General features: G+C 73.1%; 17 protein-coding genes and 1 pseudogene. 5 read left to right on the forward strand and 13 right to left on the reverse strand.

Annotated features, from left to right (window positions below; translation table 11 throughout):
* Window positions 1–41 precede the first annotated feature (41 nt).
* Entirely contained in the window at window positions 42–1,997 is a 1,956-nt protein-coding gene (locus tag O7626_RS20610; protein ID WP_278066232.1) for a helix-turn-helix domain-containing protein, read from the forward strand.
* 121 nt (window positions 1,998–2,118) lie between these two features.
* Here O7626_RS20610 and O7626_RS20615 read toward each other — a convergent pair whose 3' ends face one another.
* Window positions 2,119–2,727, reverse strand: a complete 609-nt coding sequence (locus O7626_RS20615) for a TetR/AcrR family transcriptional regulator (RefSeq protein WP_278062783.1) — start codon at window positions 2,725–2,727, stop codon at window positions 2,119–2,121.
* A gap of 38 nt (window positions 2,728–2,765) precedes the next feature.
* Entirely contained in the window at window positions 2,766–4,334 is a 1,569-nt protein-coding gene (locus tag O7626_RS20620) for an MFS transporter (protein ID WP_278062784.1), read from the reverse strand.
* A gap of 206 nt (window positions 4,335–4,540) precedes the next feature.
* Between O7626_RS20620 and O7626_RS20625 the strand changes: the two are divergent.
* A pseudogene (locus O7626_RS20625) lies at window positions 4,541–5,304 on the forward strand (SDR family oxidoreductase).
* Window positions 5,305–5,409: 105 nt separating this feature from the next.
* Here the strand turns inward: O7626_RS20625 and O7626_RS20630 are convergent.
* The 8 genes from O7626_RS20630 to pgsA all read right to left on the reverse strand — a co-directional run bounded on the left by O7626_RS20630 (window position 5,410) and on the right by pgsA (window position 12,006).
* Window positions 5,410–5,727 carry a cold shock domain-containing protein gene (locus O7626_RS20630; RefSeq protein ID WP_278062785.1) on the reverse strand — a complete coding sequence of 106 codons (318 nt, stop codon included), beginning with the start codon at window positions 5,725–5,727 and terminating at the stop codon, window positions 5,410–5,412.
* Between the two features lie 14 nt (window positions 5,728–5,741).
* Window positions 5,742–6,491 carry a YebC/PmpR family DNA-binding transcriptional regulator gene (locus tag O7626_RS20635; protein ID WP_278062786.1) on the reverse strand — a complete coding sequence of 250 codons (750 nt, stop codon included), beginning with the start codon at window positions 6,489–6,491 and terminating at the stop codon, window positions 5,742–5,744.
* Window positions 6,492–6,676: 185 nt separating this feature from the next.
* Window positions 6,677–7,306, reverse strand: coding sequence for a pyridoxal 5'-phosphate synthase glutaminase subunit PdxT (gene pdxT, locus O7626_RS20640; RefSeq protein WP_278062787.1), 630 nt, complete (start codon window positions 7,304–7,306; stop codon window positions 6,677–6,679).
* Window positions 7,307–7,482: 176 nt separating this feature from the next.
* Window positions 7,483–8,361 (reverse strand): pyridoxal 5'-phosphate synthase lyase subunit PdxS, encoded by an 879-nt coding sequence (gene pdxS / locus O7626_RS20645; RefSeq protein ID WP_278066233.1) that lies wholly within the window; start codon window positions 8,359–8,361, stop codon window positions 7,483–7,485.
* Between the two features lie 270 nt (window positions 8,362–8,631).
* Entirely contained in the window at window positions 8,632–9,135 is a 504-nt protein-coding gene (locus O7626_RS20650) for a hypothetical protein (protein ID WP_278062788.1), read from the reverse strand.
* A 61-nt stretch (window positions 9,136–9,196) separates the two neighbouring features.
* Entirely contained in the window at window positions 9,197–10,357 is a 1,161-nt protein-coding gene (locus O7626_RS20655) for a glycosyltransferase family 4 protein (protein WP_278062789.1), read from the reverse strand.
* Window positions 10,358–10,370: 13 nt separating this feature from the next.
* Window positions 10,371–11,357, reverse strand: coding sequence for a phosphatidylinositol mannoside acyltransferase (locus tag O7626_RS20660; RefSeq protein ID WP_278062790.1), 987 nt, complete (start codon window positions 11,355–11,357; stop codon window positions 10,371–10,373).
* 19 nt (window positions 11,358–11,376) lie between these two features.
* A complete protein-coding gene (gene pgsA / locus O7626_RS20665) occupies window positions 11,377–12,006 on the reverse strand; it encodes a phosphatidylinositol phosphate synthase (protein WP_278062791.1) in 630 nt (209 codons plus the stop codon).
* A gap of 251 nt (window positions 12,007–12,257) precedes the next feature.
* Here pgsA and O7626_RS20670 point away from each other — a divergent pair, with 251 nt between their 5' ends.
* The gene (locus O7626_RS20670; RefSeq protein ID WP_278062792.1) at window positions 12,258–14,423 is read left to right on the forward strand and encodes an elongation factor G-like protein EF-G2; all 2,166 of its coding nucleotides are present in this window, start codon (window positions 12,258–12,260) and stop codon (window positions 14,421–14,423) included.
* Between the two features lie 68 nt (window positions 14,424–14,491).
* Here O7626_RS20670 and O7626_RS20675 read toward each other — a convergent pair whose 3' ends face one another.
* Window positions 14,492–15,484 carry an aldo/keto reductase gene (locus tag O7626_RS20675; protein WP_278062793.1) on the reverse strand — a complete coding sequence of 331 codons (993 nt, stop codon included), beginning with the start codon at window positions 15,482–15,484 and terminating at the stop codon, window positions 14,492–14,494.
* A gap of 125 nt (window positions 15,485–15,609) precedes the next feature.
* Between O7626_RS20675 and O7626_RS20680 the strand changes: the two genes are divergently transcribed.
* On the forward strand, window positions 15,610–16,536 hold the full coding sequence (locus tag O7626_RS20680; protein WP_278062794.1) for a bifunctional DNA primase/polymerase: 927 nt from the start codon (window positions 15,610–15,612) through the stop codon (window positions 16,534–16,536).
* A gap of 82 nt (window positions 16,537–16,618) precedes the next feature.
* A complete protein-coding gene (locus O7626_RS20685; protein ID WP_278062795.1) occupies window positions 16,619–18,355 on the forward strand; it encodes a WD40 repeat domain-containing protein in 1,737 nt (578 codons plus the stop codon).
* Here O7626_RS20685 and O7626_RS20690 read toward each other — a convergent pair.
* Both O7626_RS20690 and thrS read right to left on the reverse strand, forming a co-directional pair.
* Window positions 18,335–18,874, reverse strand: a complete 540-nt coding sequence (locus tag O7626_RS20690; RefSeq protein ID WP_278066234.1) for an HIT domain-containing protein — start codon at window positions 18,872–18,874, stop codon at window positions 18,335–18,337. The genes O7626_RS20685 and O7626_RS20690 overlap by 21 nt on opposite strands.
* A gap of 43 nt (window positions 18,875–18,917) precedes the next feature.
* Complete coding sequence (gene thrS / locus O7626_RS20695) at window positions 18,918–20,966, reverse strand: threonine--tRNA ligase (protein WP_278062796.1); 2,049 nt, start codon at window positions 20,964–20,966, stop codon at window positions 18,918–18,920.
* Between the last annotated feature and the right edge of the window lie 38 nt (window positions 20,967–21,004).

A 21,004-nucleotide genomic window follows, 5' to 3' on the forward strand; every position in this document is an offset into this window, starting at 1 on the left:
ACGGCGACTCCCACGGAAGGGTTCCGGGTCCCTCCGGCAGGATTGAGCCCGTGTCCGCGCCGATCGAGTTTCTGGAGCTGCTGGCCCGGGAGGCCGCTCCGGTCGAGTTCGAAGGGCCGCTGGTGGCCGCCCGGGCCGCCGGGCTGCCCGCCGACCGGCTCGCCGAGCTGGAGGCGGCCAAGGTGGTGGCGCTGCGGGTACGTGCCCTGCTGGAACGGCGGCGGCGCCGCGAGGCGGAACTCTCCGGCCTGTACGACACCGCGAGCGACCTGGCCGGGCTGCGCGACTCCGACGACGTACTCCGGGCGATCGTGCACCGGGCCCGGCACCTGCTCGGCACCGACGTGGCGTACATGACGCTCGTCGACGACGACCGGGGCGACACGTACATGCGGGTCACCGACGGCTCGGTCTCGGCCCGGTTCCAGGGGCTCCGGCTGCCGATGGGCGCCGGACTCGGCGGGCTGGTGGCCCAGACCGGCAGCCCGTACGCGACCGCGAACTATCCGCAGGACGCCCGGTTCCACCACACCGGGGAGATCGACGCCGGGGTCGGCGAGGAGGGGCTGGTCGCCATCCTCGGGGTGCCGCTGCGGCTCGGCTCCCGGGTGATCGGGGTGCTCTACGCCGCCAACCGGTCGGCCCGGCCGTTCGCCCGGGAGGAGGTGTCGCTGCTGCTCTCGCTGGCCGCGCACGCGGCGGTGGCGATCGACACCGCCCGGCTGCTCGCCGAGACCCGGGCCGCGCTGGCGGAGCTGTCGGCGGCCAACTCGACGATCCAGGCGCACAGCGCGTCGGTGGAACGGGCCGCCGCCGCGCACGACCGGATGACCTCGCTGGTGCTGCGCGGCGGAGGGGTGGAGGACGTGGCGGCGGCGGTGACCGAGGTGCTCGGCGGGGCACTGCTGGCGCTGGACGCCGAGGGCCGGACGCTGGCCCGGGTCGGCGAGATCGGCGAGCCGGACCGGGCCGCGCTGGACGAGGCGGTGGTGGCGTCCCGTACCGAGGGGCGCAGCGTGCGCCGGGGCGGTCTCTGGTACGCCGCCGTGGTCGCCGGCACCGAGAACCTCGGTGCCCTGGTCTCCCGCCCGGAGGACGAACTGGTCGACGCCGACCAGCGGATCCTGGAGCGGGCCGCGCTGGTCACCGCGCTGCTGCTGTTGTTCCGGCAGAGCGTCGCCGAGGCGGAGGGGCGGGTCCGGGGTGAACTGCTCGACGACCTGGTCGCCAGGCCGGTCGGTGACGTCGCCGCGCTGCGCAACCGGGCCCGCCGGCTCGGGGTGGACCTGGACGCCCCGCACGTCCTGGTGGCGGTCGGGGACGACGCGATGACCGGCAGCACCTCGGTCCGGCAGCGGGTCACCTCGTGGGCCAGCACGTACGCCTCGACCCAGGGCGGGCTGGCGGCGGCCCGGGACGGCCGGGCGGTGCTGATGCTGCCCGGCGGCGACGCGGGCGCGGCGGCCCGGACGGTGGTCCGGGACCTGTCCCGGGCGTTGGGCCGGCCGGTCACCGCCGGGGCGGGCGGCCCGGCGACCGGGGCGGCGTCACTGGCCGGGGCGGCCCGGGAGGCGGAGCGCTGTCTCACCGCACTGCGCGCGCTGGGCCGGTCCGGCGAGGGCGCCAGCAGCGCCGAACTCGGTTTCGTCGGGCTGCTGCTCGGCGCGGTGGAGTCCGGCGGCGACCGGGAGGTGAGCCGGTTCCTGGTCGACACCGTCGGGCCGGTACTCGACTACGACGCCCGGCGGGGCACCGCGCTGGTGAAGACGCTGGAGGCGTACTTCGGGGTGGGCGGCAGCCTGGCCCGGGCGGCGGAGTTGCTGCACGTGCACGTGAACACGGTGACCCAGCGGCTGGACCGGGTCGGCCAGCTGCTGGGCCCGCAGTGGCAGAAGCCGGAGCGGGCCCTGGAGGTGCAGCTTGCGCTGCGCCTGCACCGGCTGCGCGCCTCGACCGGCGGCGCCACCGGGCCGGACGGCCGCACCGAACCACTCTGACGCGCTCGGCAGGGGTGGTCCGGCGCGGTCGCGGCGAGCGTCGGTCGGCCCAGCGGTGTGGCAATCCGCCTCAGGAGGGGGCAATCGCCTCAGCGGGCCGCCTCAGGAGGGGGCGATCGCCTCAGCGGGCGGCGATGCCAGCGATCACCGCGTCGACGAGCCGGGCCGGCAGGTCCCGCTCGTCCAGGTCGGGCTGGGCCCGGAGCAGGCGCTGGATCAGCAGCGGAGCGGTCAGCATGGCGAGGGTCAGCTCGACGTCGAGGTCGGCCCGCAGCTCGCCGAGGTCGATGCCCCGGCGCAGTACGTCACGGATCATCCGCCGGCGCGGCTCGACCAGTTCCTGGTAGAGCCGGTACTGCTCCGGACTGCGGCTGACCGCCGGCATCAGGCAGGGCATGATCTGCCGCATCCGGGGGTCCGGATTGTGCCCGGTGTTGCCGACCAGCGCGACGAGGTCCTCGCGCACGGACCGGCCGGGCGGTGGCGGCGGTGGCGGCTTCAGCCTGCGCAGCGCGTCCTGGAGCAGCGCCTCCTTGCCCGACCAGCGACGGTAGATGGTCGCCTTGCCCACGCCGGCCCGCGCCGCGATCGCCTCGATCGACAGCGTCTCGATGCTGCTGCCCTCGGCCAGCAGGTCGAGCGCAGCCTCCTGGATCGCCTCGTCCGCGCGGATGCTCCGCGGGCGTCCCGGCGCCCGCGGAGCATCCGTCGTCTCGGTCACGTCAGCCATTGTCCCCGGTCGTCACGTCGGCCATTGTCCCCGGTCGCTCAGGCGGCGACCAGTTCGGGATCGCCCACCGGCTCCGGCGGCAGCACCTGCTCCTCGGCCGAGCGGCCGGGCAGCCAGCGGAGCACCACCAGGATGCCGAGGGCGGCGATTACTGCCGACAGTCCGGCGGCCCAGTGCATCGCCGTGACGAAGGCGTCGTTGGCGGCGCTTGTCACCGCCGCGCCGGCCGGGCCGAGCCGCTCGGCGACCGCGTACGCCCCGGAGACCGACTCGGTCGCGGCGTCCCGTACGGGTGCGGGCAGGGTCCGGGCGGCCGGCTCGATCTGGTCCCGGTAGACCCCGGAGAGCACCGAGCCGAGCACCGCTACGCCGAGCGCGCCGGCCACCTGACGGACGGTGTTGCTCACCGCCGAGCCCACCCCGGCCTTCTCCCGGGGCAGTGCCGACATGATCGACTCGGTTGCCGGCGGCATGATGTTGGCCATCCCGACGCCCTGCACGAAGAAGATCAGACCGATGATCCAGATCGGCGTGCTCGCGGTGGCGAAGGCGAACGCCACCAGCGCGGCCGAGGTCAGGGCCAACCCGGTCACCGCGACCGCCCGACCGCCGTACCGCTTGACCATGGCGGCGCTGCGCGGGGCGAAGACCAGTTGGGCGGCGGCGAAGGGCAGCATCAGCAGGCCGGTCTCCAGCGGGCTGTAGCCACGGACGAGCTGGAGGTAGAAGGCGCTGAAGAACATCACACCCATGGCCGCGAAGAAGACCAGGCCGATCACCGCGACGGGCGCGGCGAACCGGGGTACCCGGAACAGCCGCACGTCGAGCGACGGGAACTCGATCCGGCGCTCCCAGGCCACGAAGCCGGCCAGTACGGCGAGTCCGCCGACGATCGAGGCCCAGACCAGCGGCCGGCCGAAGCCGTGCTCACCGCCGTCGATGATGCCGTACGAGAGCGCCACCAGGCCGATCACCGAGAGCAGTACGCCCACCACGTCGATCCGGCCGGGCTTCGGGTCGCGCGAGTCCGGCACCAGCAGGGCGACCGCGACCAGCCCGATCAGCACCACCGGTACGTTGATCAGGAAGACCGAGCCCCACCAGTAGTTCTCCAGCAGCAGCCCGCCCAGCACCGGGCCGATCGCCACGCCGAGGCCGATCGCGCCGGCCCAGACCCCGATGGCGCGACCGCGTTCCCGGGGGTCGAAGACGTTCGAGATGATCGACAGCGTCACCGGCATCACGGCGGCGGCGCCGAAGCCCATCAGGGCGCGGGCACCGATCAGTTGACCCGGGTTCTGCGCGTACGCCGACAGCAGCGAGGCGAGCCCGAACATCGCCAGGCCGACCAGCAGGAACCACTTGCGCCCGTACCGGTCGCCGAGCACACCGAAGGTGAACAGCAGCCCGGCGAAGACCAGGGTGTAGGAGTTGATCGACCACTCCAGCTCGCCCTGGCTGGCGCCGAGCCCGTGCACCGGGTCCGCCAGGGTGCGCAGCGCGACGTTCAGGACCGTGTTGTCCAGCACGATCACCAGCAGGCTGACCACGAGCACGCCGAGAATCGCCCAGCGCCTCGGGTGCCCGGTGTTTTCCGTTAACTCCATGCCTTTGTGTCCCCCCGAAACCCCGCCTCGCCGGAATCCGGCCGCGGGGAAGTTTCATGACCGCACCGACACTAGAGAACAGAGAACCGAAACGGAACCGTTCCGTATCGTATTGTGAGCCGCCTCACGCCCCCCCACGGGGACGGCCGAACGAGGCGTCCGATCACCGCCAGACGCCGGTCCGACGGCCGATCACGATGGTTGAAATGAGTGACGGCATTTCGGCAAAGACCCGTGTTCTGGATGGAAAGGTCGCGTTCGTCACCGGCGGCAGCCGGGCATCGGCGCGGCAGTGGCGGTACGGCTGGCCGAGGAGGGCGCCGACGTGGCGCTCAGCTACCAGCGCGACGCCGGGGCGGCCGGCGCGGTGCTGGACCGGATCAGGGCGATCGGCCGGCGCGGGCTGGTGATCCGGGCGGACAGCGCCGACCCGGCCGCCGTCGTCTCGGCGGTGGACCGGACGGCCGGCGAGTTCGGCCGACTCGACATACTTGTCAACAACGCCGGGGCGTTCCTGGTCGGGCCGGTGGCGGAGCTGGGACTCGCCGAGTTCGAGCAGACCGTGGCGGTGAACGTCCGGGCCCCGTTCGTCGCCGCCCAGGCGGCGGCCCGGCACATGGTCCACGGTGGACGGATCATCACGATCGGCAGCAACGTGGCCGAACGGACGCCGTTCCCCGGCTTCGCGCTCTACTCGATGAGCAAGACCGCGATAACCGGGCTGGCCAAGGGACTCGGCCGTGACCTCGGCCCCCGGGGCATCACCGTGAACGTGGTCAACCCGGGACCGACCGACACCGAACTGAACCCGGCGGACAGTCCGATGGCGGAGACGATCCGTGGCCACACCGCCGTCGGCCGGTACGCCACACCGGCCGAGATCGCCGCCGCGGTCGCCTGGCTGGCCGCCCCCGACAGCGGGTACGTGACCGGCGCGTCGATCAACGTCGACGGCGGCTTCACGATCTGAACCCCGCCTCCGTGATCACGTAGTGTCCGGCTCGCTCCCGCAGGCCGGACGCTACGTGATCACACGCCTCAACGCTACGTGCTCACACGCCTCAGTCGAGCCGGACTAGCCGGCTGGCTCGTCGTAGCGGATGGTCAGGGTGCTGCGGTAGGCGCCCGACGCCTCCTGATCCGGCTGCCGGTCCGGCGGCTCGACCGGACCGTCGCTCCAGACCTTCGTCGCCCGGTACGGGTAGCCGTCCTGCCCGGGTCCCCCGACGGCCTCGGCCCGGAAGAAGACCCGCTGGCCCGCCGTCAGGCTGCGGTAGCCCGGGGCGACGACGGCGGAGAAGTGCACCCAACAGCCGCCCGGGGTCTCGGGAGAGTCCAGCACTCCCCAGCCCCGGTCGGCGTCGAACTGGCGCACCACGCCCTCGGCGGTCATCCCTGCTCGGCCGCTCAGCCGACCGCCGCCATGACCTCGTCGGAGACGTCGAAGTTGCCGTAGACGTTCTGCACGTCGTCGGAGTCCTCGAGCGCGTCGATCAGCTTGAAGACCTTACGGGCGCCGTCGGCGTCCAGCGGCACGGTCACGCTCGGCACCAGCGAGGACTCCGCCGACTCGTAGTCGATGCCGGCGTCCTGCAACGCGGTCCGCACGGCGATCAGGTCGCCCGGCTCGGAGACCACCTCGAACGCCTCGTCGAGGTCGTTCACCTCCTCCGCCCCGGCGTCGAGTACGGCGAGCAGCACGTCGTCCTCGGAGAGCCCGGCCTTGGGCACGATGACGACGCCCTTGCGGGAGAACATGTACGACACCGAGCCCGCGTCCGCCAGCGAGCCGCCGTTGCGGGTCAGCGCGGTGCGTACCTCGGTCGCGGCGCGGTTGCGGTTGTCGGTCAGGCACTCGATCAGCAGCGCGACGCCACCGGGGCCGTACCCCTCGTACATCACCGTCTCCCAGTTCGCGCCCCCGGCCTCCAGGCCGGAGCCGCGCTTGACGGCGCGGTCGATGTTGTCGTTCGGCACCGAGTTCTTCTTCGCCTTCTGGATGGCGTCGAAGAGGGTCGGGTTACCGGCCGGGTCACCGCCGCCGGTACGCGCCGCGACCTCGACGTTCTTGATGAGCTTGGCAAACATCTTGCCGCGCTTGGCGTCGATGACCGCCTTCTTGTGCTTCGTCGTCGCCCACTTTGAGTGGCCGGACATACCTGACCTCCATCGCTACCCGGCGTCTGTGTCGACTGCACCGCGCGTCATGTTCTCCACGAAGAACCGCCGAACTCCGCCACAATCCTACCGACGCGGTCGCGGCGTGCTCACGACCGGCACGGGTCGGATCAACCCTTCCCTGCCGGACCGTCCCGGTCGCCCCGCCCCGACCTCGCCGACGACTACCCGCCGTCAGCGGCCGAGCGGACGAGGTCGACGAACCAGCGGTGCAGGCGGCGGTCGCCGGTCAACTCCGGATGGAAGGCGGTGGCCACCGCGTTGCCCTGCCGGACCGCGACGATCCGCCCGGCCGCCGGGCCGGCGCTCACCCGGCCCAGCACCTGCACCCCGTCGGCGACCCGCTCGACCCAGGGTGCCCGGATGAAGACGGCATGGAAGCTCGGTCCCGGAACACCGGCGATCTCCACCGGCGCCTCGAAGGAGTCGACCTGCCGACCGAACGCGTTGCGTCGTACGGTCATCTCGATGCCACCGAAACTCTGCTGGTCGGGCCGGCCGTCCAGCACCTCGGTAGCCAGCATGATCATGCCGGCGCAGGAGCCGTAGACCGGCATGCCGGCGTCGATGCGCTTGCGGACCGGGTCCAGCAGCTCGAACGTCTCGGCCAGCTTGCTGATGGTGGTCGACTCGCCGCCCGGGATCACCAGGCCGTCGACCTGCTCCAACTCCTCCGGGCGACGGACCGGCCGGGCGGCGGCGCCGGCATCGGCCAGCGCGGCCAGATGCTCGCGTACGTCCCCCTGCAACGCCAGGACGCCGACCGTAACCCCCGGCTCACTCCTCGCGCTCACCAACCCGCCGTCCGCTCGCGACTGCGGGGCTCGCAAACCCGGCTCACTCCTCGCGCTCACCAACCCGCCGTCCGCTCGCGACTGCGGGGCTCGCAAACCCGGCTCACTCCTCGCGCTCACCAACCCGCCGTCCGCTCGCGACTGCGGGGCTCGCAAACCCGGCTCACTCCTCGCGCTCACCAACCCCGCTCCGCGAGGCGGTGCGGCACCGGGATGTCGTCCACGTTGATCCCGACCATGGCCTCACCGAGCCCGCGCGACACCTTGGCCAGCACGTCCGGGTCGTCGTAGAAGGTGGTCGCCTTGACGATCGCGGCGGCCCGCTGGGCCGGGTTGCCGGACTTGAAGATCCCGGAGCCGACGAAGACCCCCTCCGCGCCGAGCTGCATCATCATCGCCGCGTCGGCCGGGGTGGCGATGCCGCCCGCGGTGAAGAGCACCACCGGCAGCTTCCCGGTCTCGGCCACCTCCCGGACCAGCTCGTACGGCGCCTGCAACTCCTTGGCCGCGACATACAGCTCGTCGGTGGGCAGCGAGGTGAGGCGGCGGATCTCGTCGCGGATCTTCCGCATGTGCGTGGTCGCGTTGGAGACGTCGCCGGTGCCCGCCTCGCCCTTGGAGCGGATCATCGCCGCGCCCTCGGTGATCCGGCGCAGCGCCTCGCCCAGGTTGGTGGCACCGCAGACGAACGGCACGGTGAACGCCCACTTGTCGATGTGGTTGGCGAAGTCGGCCGGGGTCAGCACCTCGGACTCGTCGACGTAGTCCACGCCGAGCGCCTGGAGCACCTGCGCCTCGACGAAGTGCCCGATCCGGGCCTTGGCCATCACCGGGATGGAGACGGTGTTGATGATGCCGTCGATCATGTCCGGGTCACTCATCCGGGAGACGCCGCCCTGGGCCCGGATGTCGGCCGGTACCCGCTCCAGCGCCATCACCGCGACGGCGCCGGCGTCCTCGGCGATCTTCGCCTGCTCGGGAGTGACCACGTCCATGATCACGCCACCCTTGAGCATCTCGGCCATACCCCGCTTGACCCGCGCGGTGCCGACCACTCCGGTGGCACTGGCGGTCTGCTCTCCAGCCGCGGTCGGCTGGCCGGAACCGGACTGGGCGGTGGATTCGGACACGGCGTTCTCGCTCCTCGACAGTGGTTCGGGGGTGGATTCGCGCTCGATGCTACGCGGGGTGCAACGCCGGACCGACAGCCAATCAGACCCCGGGTGGCCTGCCGTGTGGCCGGGCTCACCCTGCTGGCCGGGTCGGTGCACGCCGGTACCGCAGGTGCGGCGCCAGCACACGAACAACCGACGAGCAGCCGACGATCAGCCGACCGAGAGTTCCGGACGGCTGCTCAGGGTCGGGTCGTCGATGTCGAAGTAGCGCGGCAGCTCGTGCTTGCGGGACATCCGGAACAGGCGTACGACGGGGCGGCGGCGCAGCGAGAGCGCGTCGCGTACCAGGTCGGTGTGCACCTGACGGGCCAGCGCGAGCCGCCGGCTGGCCCCGATCACCGCCGTGGCGGCCGGCTCCTCCGGGTCCAGCGGGCCGGCCCGTAGCTGCCGGGTCAGGTCGTTCTCGGCGGCCTCCCGCTCGTCCCCCTCGGCGTCCAGGGCGATCCGGGCGGCCGCGTACAGCTCGACCGCGTACCGCTCCTCGGCAAGTACCGCGGCGGCAGCCGCCCGGCGCAGCAGGTGCGCGTCGAGCGCGCGGGAGGCCGAACGTACCCGCAGGTGCATCCGGTCGACCCGGGCCGCGATCCAGACCAGGTACGCCGTTGTCAGGACGAGCGCCACCGCACCGCCCACCACCCACCACATGCCCGGCATCGTAGTGCGGCCCCATTTCCGTCTTCCTGGCACGTCACCGGCACCGGCCGGGACGATCCGGTCACACCGGCTCGATCCACTCCTCGTCCAGCACCCGGCCGTCGGTCGCCTCGATCGCCGTGGCGTACACCTCGAGGACCCGGCGGGCGACCGTCGGCCAGTCGAAGGCCTCGACCACCTCCCGGGCGCAGGCCGAGAGCTCGGTACGGCGTACCGGGTCGTCGAGCAGGTTGGCGAGGGTGTCCCGCAGCGCCGCCGGGTCCCCGGTGCGGAAGAGTTCCCCGGCCCGGCCCCCGTCCAACACCCGACGGAAGGCGTCCAGGTCGCTGGCCACCACCGCCGCCCCGGCGGCCATCGCCTCGGTCAGGATCATCCCGAAGGACTCCCCGCCGATGTTCGGTGCGACATAGAGGTGCACGCTGCGCAGCATGCGCGCCTTGTCCGGTTCCGAGACCCGGCCGAGGAAGGTGATCCGGTCCCGCAACTCGTCCGGTACGCCCTCGCGCAGTTCGGCCTCGTCGCCCGGACCGGCGACCAGCAGCCGCAGGCCCGGGCGCTGCGCGGCGAGCTCCACGAACGCCTCCCGGAGCACCCCGAAGCCCTTGCGCGGCTCGGTGAAGCGACCGAGGAAACCGAGCGTGCCGCCCCGACCCGGCCCGCACGGACCCGGCCAGCCCGGCAGCGGCTCGGCGTCGGCGAACTTCGCCACCGCCACCCCGTTGGGGATCTCCACCGCCCCGCCGCCGAGATGCTCGACCTGGACCTTGCGGGCCAGCGCGCTCACCGCGATCCGGGCGGTGATCCGCTCGACGGCGAACTGCAACACCCCCTGCGCGGCGGCCAGCGCCCGGGACCGGGTCATCGCGGTGTGGAAGGTGGCCACCACCGGTCCCCGGGCGGAGAGGACGGCGAGCAGCGAGAGGCTGAGCGTGAACGGCTCGTGCACGTGCAGCACGTCGAACCGGCCCCGGGCCAGCCAGCGCCGGACCCGGGCGGTGGAGACCGGCCCGAAGCTGATCCGGGCGACCGACCCGTTGTACGGCAACGGCACCGACCGGCCGGCCGACACCACGTACGGCGGCAGCGGCGAGTCCTCGTCCGCCGGTGCCAGCACGCTCACCTCGTGGCCGAGCCCGATCAGCGCCTCGGCGAGGTCGACCACGTGGTTCTGCACCCCGCCGGGGACGTCGAAGGAGTACGGACACACGATGCCGATCCGCACTGCGGCTCTCCCCTCAGGCCGGTTCGGAGATCGACGGGGTACCCGCTGTCCCCGGCACCGCCCCGGCCGACCCGCCCGGACCTGCCGACCCGCCCGGACCGGCCGACCCGGGCCTGACCGGCCCGTCGATCCACACCCGTTGCAGCATGTGCCAGTCCTCCGGGCGCTGCGCGATGCCCTCGGCCAGGTGGTCGGCGATCCGCTGGGTCAGCGCCCGGACCCGCTGGCCGAGCGGCCCGGTCTGCTGCGCCGGCACCTCCAGCGGCCCGACGAGCCGGCCCCGGGGACCGGCCGGGTCGTACCAGAGGGCCGCCACGTAGAGCGGTGCGCCGGTCCGGATCGCCAGCAGGGCCGGGCCGGCCGGCATCCGGGCCTGGCCGCCGAAGAACCGCACCGGCACCCCGCGCGCCGACAGGTCCCGGTCGGCGAGCAGCGGCACCAGGTAGCCGGCGGCGACCCGCTCGGCGAGTACCTCGAAGGGTGCCCGGGGGCCGCCGTGGGTGGGCAGGATCTCCATGCCGAGCCGGCGCCGGAAGTCGAGGAACCGCTCGAAGACGCCCTCGGGTTTGAGCCGCTCCATCACGGTGGCGATCGGCCAGCCGTTCGCGGCCACCCAGGCACCGGCGGCGTCCCAGTTGCCGGAGTGCGGCAGCGCCACCACCGCGCCCCGGCCGGCCGCCATGTCGGCGACGAGCAGCTCCTCGCCGTGGAGCCGGAAGTCCTCGCGGAGCTGCGCCCGACTGCGCGACGGCAGTCGGAACACGTCCAGCCAGTACCGGGCGTACGAGCGCAGGCCCCGGCGGACCAGCTCCTCCAGGGCGGCTTCCGACAGCTCGGGACCGACCACCCGGCGCAGGTTGGCGGCGAGCCGGCGACTCCCCGGGCCACGCCGGCGGTACGCCTGGTCGGCGGCGGCCCGGAACAGCCCGGCCGCGACGGGCCGGGGCAGGGCGCGTACCGCCCGCCAGCCGGCCAGGTAGGCGAACTCGACCGGGGTCACCGGCCGCCCCGCCGCACTCTCACGCGTCCACGCCCAACTCGGCGCGCTGGGCCTGCCGGTAGACGTGTGTCATCCGCTGCCCGACGGTGAAGACCGAGACGGCAGCGAGCAGCCAGAGCGCGGTGACCAGTGCCCAGCTCAGTCCGAGGCCGGTGAGCAGCCCGCCGACGCCGACGATCAGCAGCCGTTCGGTCCGCTCGGCGATGCCGACGTTGCAGGTCATCCCGAGCCCCTCGGCGCGGGCCTTGACGTACGAGACGAGGCCGCCGGCGACCAGACAGATCAGCGCGGCGGCGACCCCGACGCGGTCGTCCTGGGTGGCCAGCCAGTAGGCGACGGCACCGAAGACGGCACCGTCGGAGACCCGGTCCATGCTCGAGTCGAGGAACGCGCCGAACCGGCTCGACCCGCCGCGCATCCGGGCCATCGTGCCGTCGAGCAGGTCGGTGAGGGCGAAGAAGGTGACCACGAGTGCCCCGGCCACCAGATAGCCGCGGGCGCCGAGCAGCACCGATCCGAGCACCACCCCGAGCGTCCCGGCGACGGTGACGGCGTTCGGCGTCACCCCGACCCGCAGCAGGGTCCGGGCGATCGGTTCGACAACGCGGGTCATGCCGGCCCGGGCCGACACCTGGAAGATCTTCGCCATGGCCGTCCCACCATAACGGGCCGCGAACGGCCACGGTACGCCCGGTGGCGCCTAGTTCACGCCGCAGGCTTGTGTCACGACTTGTACGGGTGTGAGATCTGAGCAGGGGACGTGACGTCGCTCACCTGTCACCCGGCACGTCTCCGGCAGCACGGCAGGCCACCCGAGGATATCGCCGCGGAGTCGCCAGGGCAGCTCCCCCGTCGCGCGCGGCGGTCGCCACAACCACCGGCTTAGGGAGGTGCGCCCCCATGGCGCAGAAGAGTTCGGAGAAAGGGGTCACCGGCCCGGCGCCGGTGGTGGACGAGCCCGGCAGGGTCCGCAACGTGGTGCTCGTCGGGCACTCCGGGGCGGGGAAGACGACGCTGGTCGACGCCCTGCTGGCGGCGACCGGCACGATCTCGCGGCCCGGTGCGGTCGTCGACGGCACCACGGTCTGCGACCACGACCCGGCGGCGGTACGCCAACAGCGCTCGATCAGCCTGGCCTGCGCCCCGCTGGTGCACGACGACGTCAAGGTCAACCTGCTGGACACCCCGGGTTACGCGGACTTCGTCGGTGAACTCCGCGCCGGGCTGCGGGCGGCCGACGCCGCGCTCTTCGTCGTCTCGGCCGTGGACGGGATGGACGGCGCGACCGCCGCGCTCTGGCAGGAGTGCGCCGCCGTCGGGATGCCCCGGGCCGTCGCGGTGACCCGGCTCGACCACCAGCGGGCCGACCTGGACGAGACGGTGGCGCTCTGCCAGCGGGTTTTCGGCGACAACGTACTCCCGCTCTACCTGCCGATGCTCGACGACGACGGTGTGCGGGTGGTCGGCCTGATGGGTCTGATCACCCGCCGGGTCTTCGACTACTCGACCGGGTTGCCGGCGGCGGTCCGCGACCCCGATCCCGAGCACCTGCCGGCGATCGGTGACGCCCGCAACGAGCTGATCGAGGGGATCATCGCGGAGAGCGAGGACGAGACCCTGCTGGACCGCTACCTCGGCGGCGAGGAGATCGAGACCCAGGTCCTGATCGACGACCTGGAGAAGGCGGTGGCCCGGGGGCACTTCTATCCGGTGGTGCCGGTCTGTGCGGAGACCGGGCTCGGCCTCGACGCCCTGCTGGAGCTGCTGACCTCGGCCTTCCCGACCCCGCTGGAGCACGACCTGCCGACTGTCACCGGCGTCGACGGTTCGGCGCAGCCGCCGCTGACCTGCGACCCCGACGGCCCGCTGGTGGCCGAGGTGGTCAAGACCACCATCGACCGGCACGTCGGCCGGGTCTCCCTGGTCCGGGTCTTCTCCGGCACGCTCCGCCCGGACCAGGTGGTGCACGTCTCCGGGCACGGCATGGCCGAGCGCGGCCACCCGGACCACGACGCCGACGAGCGGATCGCGCACGTCTACGCCCCGCTCGGCGCCGCGCTGCGCGAGGTGCCGTACTGCGTGGCCGGCGACATCTGCGCGATCACCAAGTCGGGTACGGCGGAGACCGGCGACACCCTCTCCGGCAGGGAGCATCCGCTGCTGATCGCGCCCTGGGAGATGCCGGAGCCGCTACTGCCGGTGGCGATCGTGGCGAAGAGCCGGGCCGACGAGGACGCGCTGGCCAAGAACCTGGCCCGGCTGGTCGCCGGTGACCCGACGATGCGGCTGGAACGCAACCCGGAGACCCACCAGCTGGTGCTCTGGTGCATGGGCGAGGCACACGCCGAGGTGGTGCTCGACCGGCTCCGTGGCGGCGGGGTGGACCTGGAGACCGAGCCGGTGCGGGTGGCGCTGCGGGAGACCTTCGCGGTCGCCTCGAAGGGGCACGGCCGGCACGTCAAGCAGTCCGGCGGGCACGGCCAGTACGCGGTCTGCGACATCGAGGTGGAGCCGCTGCCCCGGGGCGCGGGGTTCGAGTTCGCCGACCGGGTGGTCGGCGGCGCGGTGCCGCACAACTACATCCCGTCGGTGGAGAAGGGGGTACGCACCCAGATGGGCCGGGGCATCGTCGCCGGCTGTCCGGTGGTGGACCTGCGGGTGACCCTGGTGGACGGCAAGGCGCACAGCGTCGACTCCTCCGACGCCGCCTTCCAGACCGCCGGCTCGCTGGCGCTGCGGGACGCGGCGGAGAAGGGCCAGGTCACCCTCCTGGAGCCGGTCGACGAGGTGGTGGTCCGGGTGCCGGACGCCAACGTGGGGGCGGTGATGAGCGACATGTCCGGCCGGCGCGGCCGGGTGCTCGGCACCGAACCCGATCCGGGCGGTACCGACCACACGCTGGTCCGGGCCGAGGTGCCGGCGACCGAACTGCTCCGGTACGCCGTCGAACTGCGCTCGATGACCGCCGGCGGCGGCACCTTCCGGCGCACCTTCGCCCGCTACGAGCCGATGCCGAGCCACCTCGCCGACCAGATCCGCAAAGAGCACACCACCGGCAACCGCTGAGGTGTAAGGAAGGGCCCCCGCTACAACAGAAAACGATAAGCGGGGGCCCTTCCTTACACCCGGGGCGTTCAGGGGGTGGGGAGCAGCAGCCGTTCGACCTCGGCGAGCTGGTCGGCCGGCAGCGGCCCGTGGGCCAGCGCCTCGACGTTCTCCTCCACCTGGGCGACGGTCCGGAAGCCGGGGATCGGCACCGTCCGGCCGCTGCGCGCCCAGAGCCAGCCGAGCGCGCCCTGGGCGAGGGTACGGCCGTCCGAGGCGAGCACGTCCCGGACGGCGGCCACCCGGGCCAGGAACTCCGGCGCCGGCCGGCCGTCCCGGAACCAGGCCAGCCAGGCGGGGGCGAGCCCGCGTACGTCGTCGGCGGCCAGCCTGGTCGACTCGGTGAACTTGCCGGAGAGCAGCCCCATCGCCAGCGGCCCCCGGTTGATGCTGGCCAGGTCGTGGCGCTCGCAGACGGCGAGCACCTCGGGCGAGTCCTGCAACACCGAGAAGGAGTGCTGCACGGCGGCGCAGTGCTTGCCGTCGGCACCCCAGGCGGCGGCCCGGTCGGGCAGGTCGGTGCTCCAGCCGTACGCCCGGATCCGGCCCTCGGCGACCAGCTCCTCCAGGGTGCCGAGCAGTTCGGCGGCCTGGTCGAGCGGAAGGTCCCCGAGGTGTAGCTGGTAGAGGTCGATCCGGTCGGTCTCCAGCCGGCGCAGCGAGGCGGTCACCGCCCGGCGAAGGTAGTCCGGCGACCCGTCCGTCCCGGTCATCTGCCGGGTCGACTCGTCGTAGGTGTTCCCCCACTTGGTGGCGATCACCACCTCGTCCCGGTGTCCGGCCAGGGCGCGGGCCAGGATCCGCTCGCTGTGCCCGGTGCCGTAGACGTCGGCGGTGTCGAAGAAGGTGACGCCGAGGTCGAGGCCGCGGCGGATCGCCCGGATCGACTCGTCGTCGTCCACCTGTCCCCAGCCCAGCGGCTGGTCGCCCAGGTGCCATACGCCCCCGATGGCCCAGCAGCCGAGGCCGAGTGCGCTCACCTCGATGCCGCTGCGACCCAACACGCGTGTGTTCGTATTCATGGCGGCAAGCGTTCCACATCGCACCGTCCCGGCCCCATCGAGAATTCCGGTCGCGGGCACCACTGTCGATAGGACAGGTGTTCGAATATCCTGGTGGTGGGTATCCGGCCGGCAAGGAGGTCGGGATGGGACCGCTCGGGACGTCACCGCTGCTGCGCGCCGCCCTGGAGTACGCCGCCGCCGGGATTCCGGTGCTGCCGCTGCACTCCCCGACCGGCACCGGTTGCAGTTGCCGGCGGCCCGACTGCGACCGGCCCGGCAAGCATCCGCGCTGGCATCGCAGCCTGCTCCGGCACGGCCTGCACGACGCCAGTACCCGTCCGGAGCTGATCCGGCGGTGGTGGACCCGGTGGCCGGACGCCAACCTGGCGCTGCGTACCGGTGACCGGTTCGACGTCTGTGACGTCGACCAGCCCGGCGGGGTCGCCGCACTGCGCGCCCTGGTGCGGGACCGGCGGATCACCGGGCCGGTGGTCCGGACCGGATCCGGCGGCTGGCACCTCTACCTGCGCCCGACCGGCGCCGGCAACCGGACCGGGCTGCTGCCCGGGGTCGACTGGCGCGGGGCCGGCGGCTATGTCGTCGCCCCGCCGTCCAGGCACGCCAGCGGCCGGGACTACCGCTGGATCCGCCCGCCGGAGGTGCCGCTCGCCGACTGCCCGCCGGAGCTGACCGTGCTGCTCTTCCCGCCCGCGCCGCCGGCCCGCCCGGGCCTCGACAGCCTTCCGGGCCCCGACGGCGGCCCGGGCGGCAGTGCCCCGGGCAGCGGCGACCGGGTCCGGCACCCGGGCCGGTACGCCTCCGTCGCGCTCGCCGCCGAGGCCGACACGGTCGCCGCCGCGGTCGTCGGCACCCGGAACAGCACGCTCTACCGGGCGGCGTACCACCTCGGGCAGCTCGCCGCGCTGGACCTGCTCGACGACCGCGACATCACCGCCGTACTCGCCGACGCCGCCCGGCGCAGCGGACTCGGCCGGTACGAGACCATCCGGACGATCCGCTCCGGGCTGCGTACCGGTCGGCGGCATCCCCGGCTCGGTCTGGCCGCCTAGCCGAGGCGACCGCCGCCCAGCCGAGGCGACCGCCGTCGGTGCGGCACCCGACGGCGTTGCCCGATCGCACTACCGTGTATCGATGGTCGTGCGACTGTCGATGGAGCAGGTGCCCCCGTCGGCTGTGGACCGGCTGGCAGCGGTGTCGGCGGCGGCGTACAGCCCGTACGGCGGCCTGCTGGCGACCGGCGGCGAGGGCGGGCTGGTCCGGCTCTGGGACGCGGCCGGAGACCGGCTGATCCGGGTACTCGACACACGGCCCGACGGCGACGCACGGCCCGACAGCCACGCACGGCCCGACAGCGACACACGACCCGACAGCGACACACGACCCGACGGCGGGGCAGGGCCCGAGGGCCACACGCGGCCCGACGGCGACGGTGACGCGCGGGTGCTGGCGGTCGCCTTCGGTGGTGGTCGACCGCCGGTGCTCGCGGCAAGCCTCGACTCCGGACGGGTGATCGTGTGGAGCCCGACGGACGGCCGGCGGCTCGGCACGTTCGCCACGGGCGAGCGGAACGTCCGCTCGATCGCCCTGCATCCCGCCCGCCGCCTGGTCGCCGCCGCGGTCGGCGACAGGGTGCTGCTCTGGGACGCGACGAGCGGCCGGCTGCTGCGAAGCTTCGCCGGGCACACCGACCGGGTGACGCAGGTCGCCTTCAACCTGGCGGGAAGCCGGTTGGCCAGCGCCGGCCTGGACGGTATCCGGTTGTGGAACGCGACCGACGGGCGGCTCGTCCGCCAGTTCCAGGGGCACCCGGGCAGCCTGACGGCGGTCGCGATCGACCCGGCCGGCGAGCGGTTGGCCGGGGCCGGCCCGACCGCGCGGACGGTACGGATCTGGCACGTCCGCACCGGACGGGAGCTGGCCGGGCTCGACTGCCGGGGCGACACTCCGGCATCCGTGGCGTTCAGCCCGGACGGTCGACTGCTGGCGTTCGACAGCCCGAGCCGTAGCCTGCGGATCTGGGACACCGCGTCCGGAGCGGAGCTGTGCGCGCTCACCGGGCGGCGGATGAGCCTCGTCTCCGCCGTGGCCTTCAGGCCGGACGGCGGGCACCTGCTGACCGTTGCCCATCCGGCCCGGCGGCCGTCACCAACACCGTCGCCGCCGCCGTCACCGTTGCCAACGCCGTCACCGCCGCCGTCACCGTTGCCAACGCCGTCATCGCCACCGTCGCCGTCACCAACGCCGTCACCAACGGCGCCGTCACCGGCAGCACCAGCGAAATTCTTCGATCGGCCGCTCGCCCGCTGGCGGATTCGGGAGGTCGCCGTCGAGCCGGACCGGGTGATCGCGGTCGGCTCCGGCGGCGAGCGGATCCTGCCCCATCCGCGTGCGGTGCACTCGGTGGCGTTCGCCCCGGACGGAAGCCGGCTGGTGAGCAACGACGGCACCGTACGGGTGTGGCGGCTCGACGACGGCGAGGTCGCGGTCACGGTCGGCGCGGCCGACGTACTCGCGGACGTCGGGTGGAGCCCGGACGGCGGCCTGCTCGGGTACGTCCGCGACCTCACCACGGTGGTGCTCGCGGACCCGGCGACCGGCCGCGTACTCCGGACCCGGGACTGCCTGAATCTCGGCGTGTCGGCTCTGGCGTTCAGCCCGGACGGCAGCCGGCTCGCCGGCTCGCTCGGCGACCACTCGATCGCCTTCTGGGATCCGTCGACCGGCCACGAGCTGCGGCGGCTCGCCGGCCCGCCGTCGCTGGTGAGCGCGGGCTCGTCCACGATGGCGTTCAGCGCCGACGGCGCCCTGCTGGCCAGGGGCGCCGACAACGGCACCAACGCCTGGGAGCTACCGCCCGTCGGCGGCTGACGGCCTCGCCGCCACCCAGGCGGTGGCGAGCAGGGTACGGGTCTCCGCCAGCAACTGCGGCAGTACCTTGGTCCGGGCGATCACCGGCATGAAGTTGGCGTCCCCGCCCCACCTCGGCACCACGTGCTGGTGCAGGTGGGCGGCGATCCCGGCGCCGGCGACGCCGCCCTGGTTCATCCCGATGTTGAAGCCGTGCGCGTTGCTGACCCGCCGGACCACCCGCATCGCCGTCTGGGTGCAGTCGGCCAGTTCCGCCGTCTCCACGCCGTCCAGCTCGGTGTAGTCGGCGACGTGCCGGTACGGGCAGACCAGCAGGTGCCCGGGGTTGTACGGATAGAGGTTGAGCACCACGAAGACCCGCTCGCCCCGGTGCACCACCAGGTTCTCCTCGCCCTCCCGCTCCGGGGCGAGGCAGAACGGGCAGCCGGCCGGCTTCTCGTGCCCCTCCCCCGGCCGGTCCGGACCGGAGATGTAGGTCATCCGGTGCGGGGTCCAGAGCCGGTCGAGCCCGTCGGGCATGCCGAGTTCCGCGTGGGGCGCCGCGCCTGTCACGCCGACGATCCTACGACCCGGCCTCGCCACCGGCTGGTTCGGCGGTCGGGCCGGCGTTGACCCGGGACCGGACCACCTCCACCACGTGCGCGACCGCCTCGGCGAGTGGCACGCCGTTGCGCTGCGACCCGTCCCGGTAGCGGAACGAGACCGCGCCGGCCTCCACGTCGGCGTCCCCGGCGATCGCCATGAACGGGATCTTCTGCTGCTGGGCGGTCCGGATCTTCTTCTGCATCCGGTCGTCCGACGTGTCGACCTCGGCCCGGATCCCCTCGGCGCGCAGTGCGGCGACGAAGCCGTGCAGGTGGGTGGCGTGCTCCTCGCGGATCGGGATGCCGACCACCTGCACCGGGGCGAGCCAGGCCGGGAAGGCTCCGGCGTAGTGCTCGGTCAGTACCCCGAAGAAGCGCTCGATCGAGCCGAAGAGCGCCCGGTGGATCATCACCGGCCGCTGCCGGGTGCCGTCGGCGGCCTGGTATTCCAGGCCGAACCGCTCGGGCTGGTTAAAGTCGACCTGGATGGTGGACATCTGCCAGGTACGCCCGATCGCGTCCTTGGCCTGCACGCTGATCTTCGGCCCGTAGAAGGCCGCGCCGCCCGGGTCCGGCACCAGGTCGAGCCCGGACGCCTCGGCTGCGGTACGCAGCGCCTCGGTCGCCTCCGCCCAGTCCTCGGCCGAGCCGATAAACTTCGGCGAGTCGTCCCGGGTCGACAGCTCCAGGTAGAAGTCGTCCAGCCCGTAGTCGCGGAGCAGGTCGAGGACGAAGGCGAGCAGTGTGGTCAGCTCGCCCGGCATCTGCTCCCGGGTGCAGTAGATGTGCGAGTCGTCCTGGGTGAGCCCGCGTACCCGGGTCAGCCCGTGCACGACGCCGGACTTCTCGTACCGGTAGACGGTGCCGAACTCGAAGAGCCGCAGCGGCAGCTCCCGGTAGGACCGGCCGCGCGCCCGGAAGATCAGGTTGTGCATCGGGCAGTTCATCGCCTTGAGGTAATATTCCGCGCCCTCGAGCCTCATCGGCGGGAACATCGTGTCGGCGTAGTACGGCAGGTGGCCGGAGGTCTCGAAGAGCTGCGCCTTGGTGATGTGCGGCGAGTTGACGAACTCGTAGCCGGCCGCCTCGTGCCGCCGCCGCGAGTAGTCCTCCAGTTCCCGCCGGATGATCCCGCCCTTCGGGTGGAAGACCGCCAGGCCGGAACCGATCTCGTCGGGGAAGCTGAACAGGTCCAGTTCGGCGCCGAGCTTGCGGTGGTCGCGCCGGGCCGCCTCCTCCAGCACCTTCAGGTACGCCTTCAGCGCGTCCCGGGTCGGCCAGGCGGTGCCGTACACCCGCTGGAGCTGCGGGTTGCGCTCGTTGCCCCGCCAGTAGGCGGCGGCCGAGCGCATCAGCTTGAACGCGCCGATCAGCCGGGTGCTGGGCAGGTGCGGGCCCCGGCACAGGTCGGACCAGCAGGGTTTGCCGCTCTCGGCGTCCAGGTTGTCGTAGATGGTCAGGTCGCCGGCGCCGACCTCCATCACCTCACCGGCGTCGAACCCGGCCCCGCCGCCCTCGGTACCGGCGCCCTTGACCTCGATCAACTCGAGCTTGAACGGCTCGTCGGCCAGTTCGGTGCGGGCCTCGTCCAGGCTGTCGAAACGGCGCCGCCGGAACCGCTGGCCGGACTTGACGATCTCCTGCATCCGCTTCTCCAGCCGGTCGAGGTCCTCCGGCTGGAACGGGCGGTCGACGTCGAAGTCGTAGTAGAAGCCGTTGTCGATCGGCGGGCCGATCCCGAGCTTCGCCTCCGGGAAGATGTCCTGGACGGCCTGGGCCAGCACGTGCGCGGTGGAGTGCCGCAGCACGTTCAGCCCGTCCGGCGAGTCCAGCCGGACCGGGTCGACCACGGTCTCCACCTCGGGCGCCCAGTCCAGGTCGCGGAGCTGCCCGGCCGGGTCGCGGACCACCACGATCGCCCCGGGGCCGGCGTGCGGCAGTCCCGCCGCGGCCACCGCCGCGGCCACCGCCGTCCCGGCCGGCACGACGACGGGGTCGACACCGACGGGGGTACGGGCTTGGGACACGGTGGCTCCTTACGATCGCGGACGAATCGGACAGCGCC

The sequence above is a fragment of the Micromonospora sp. WMMD1102 genome (assembly GCF_029626265.1).
GTDB lineage: Bacteria > Actinomycetota > Actinomycetes > Mycobacteriales > Micromonosporaceae > Plantactinospora.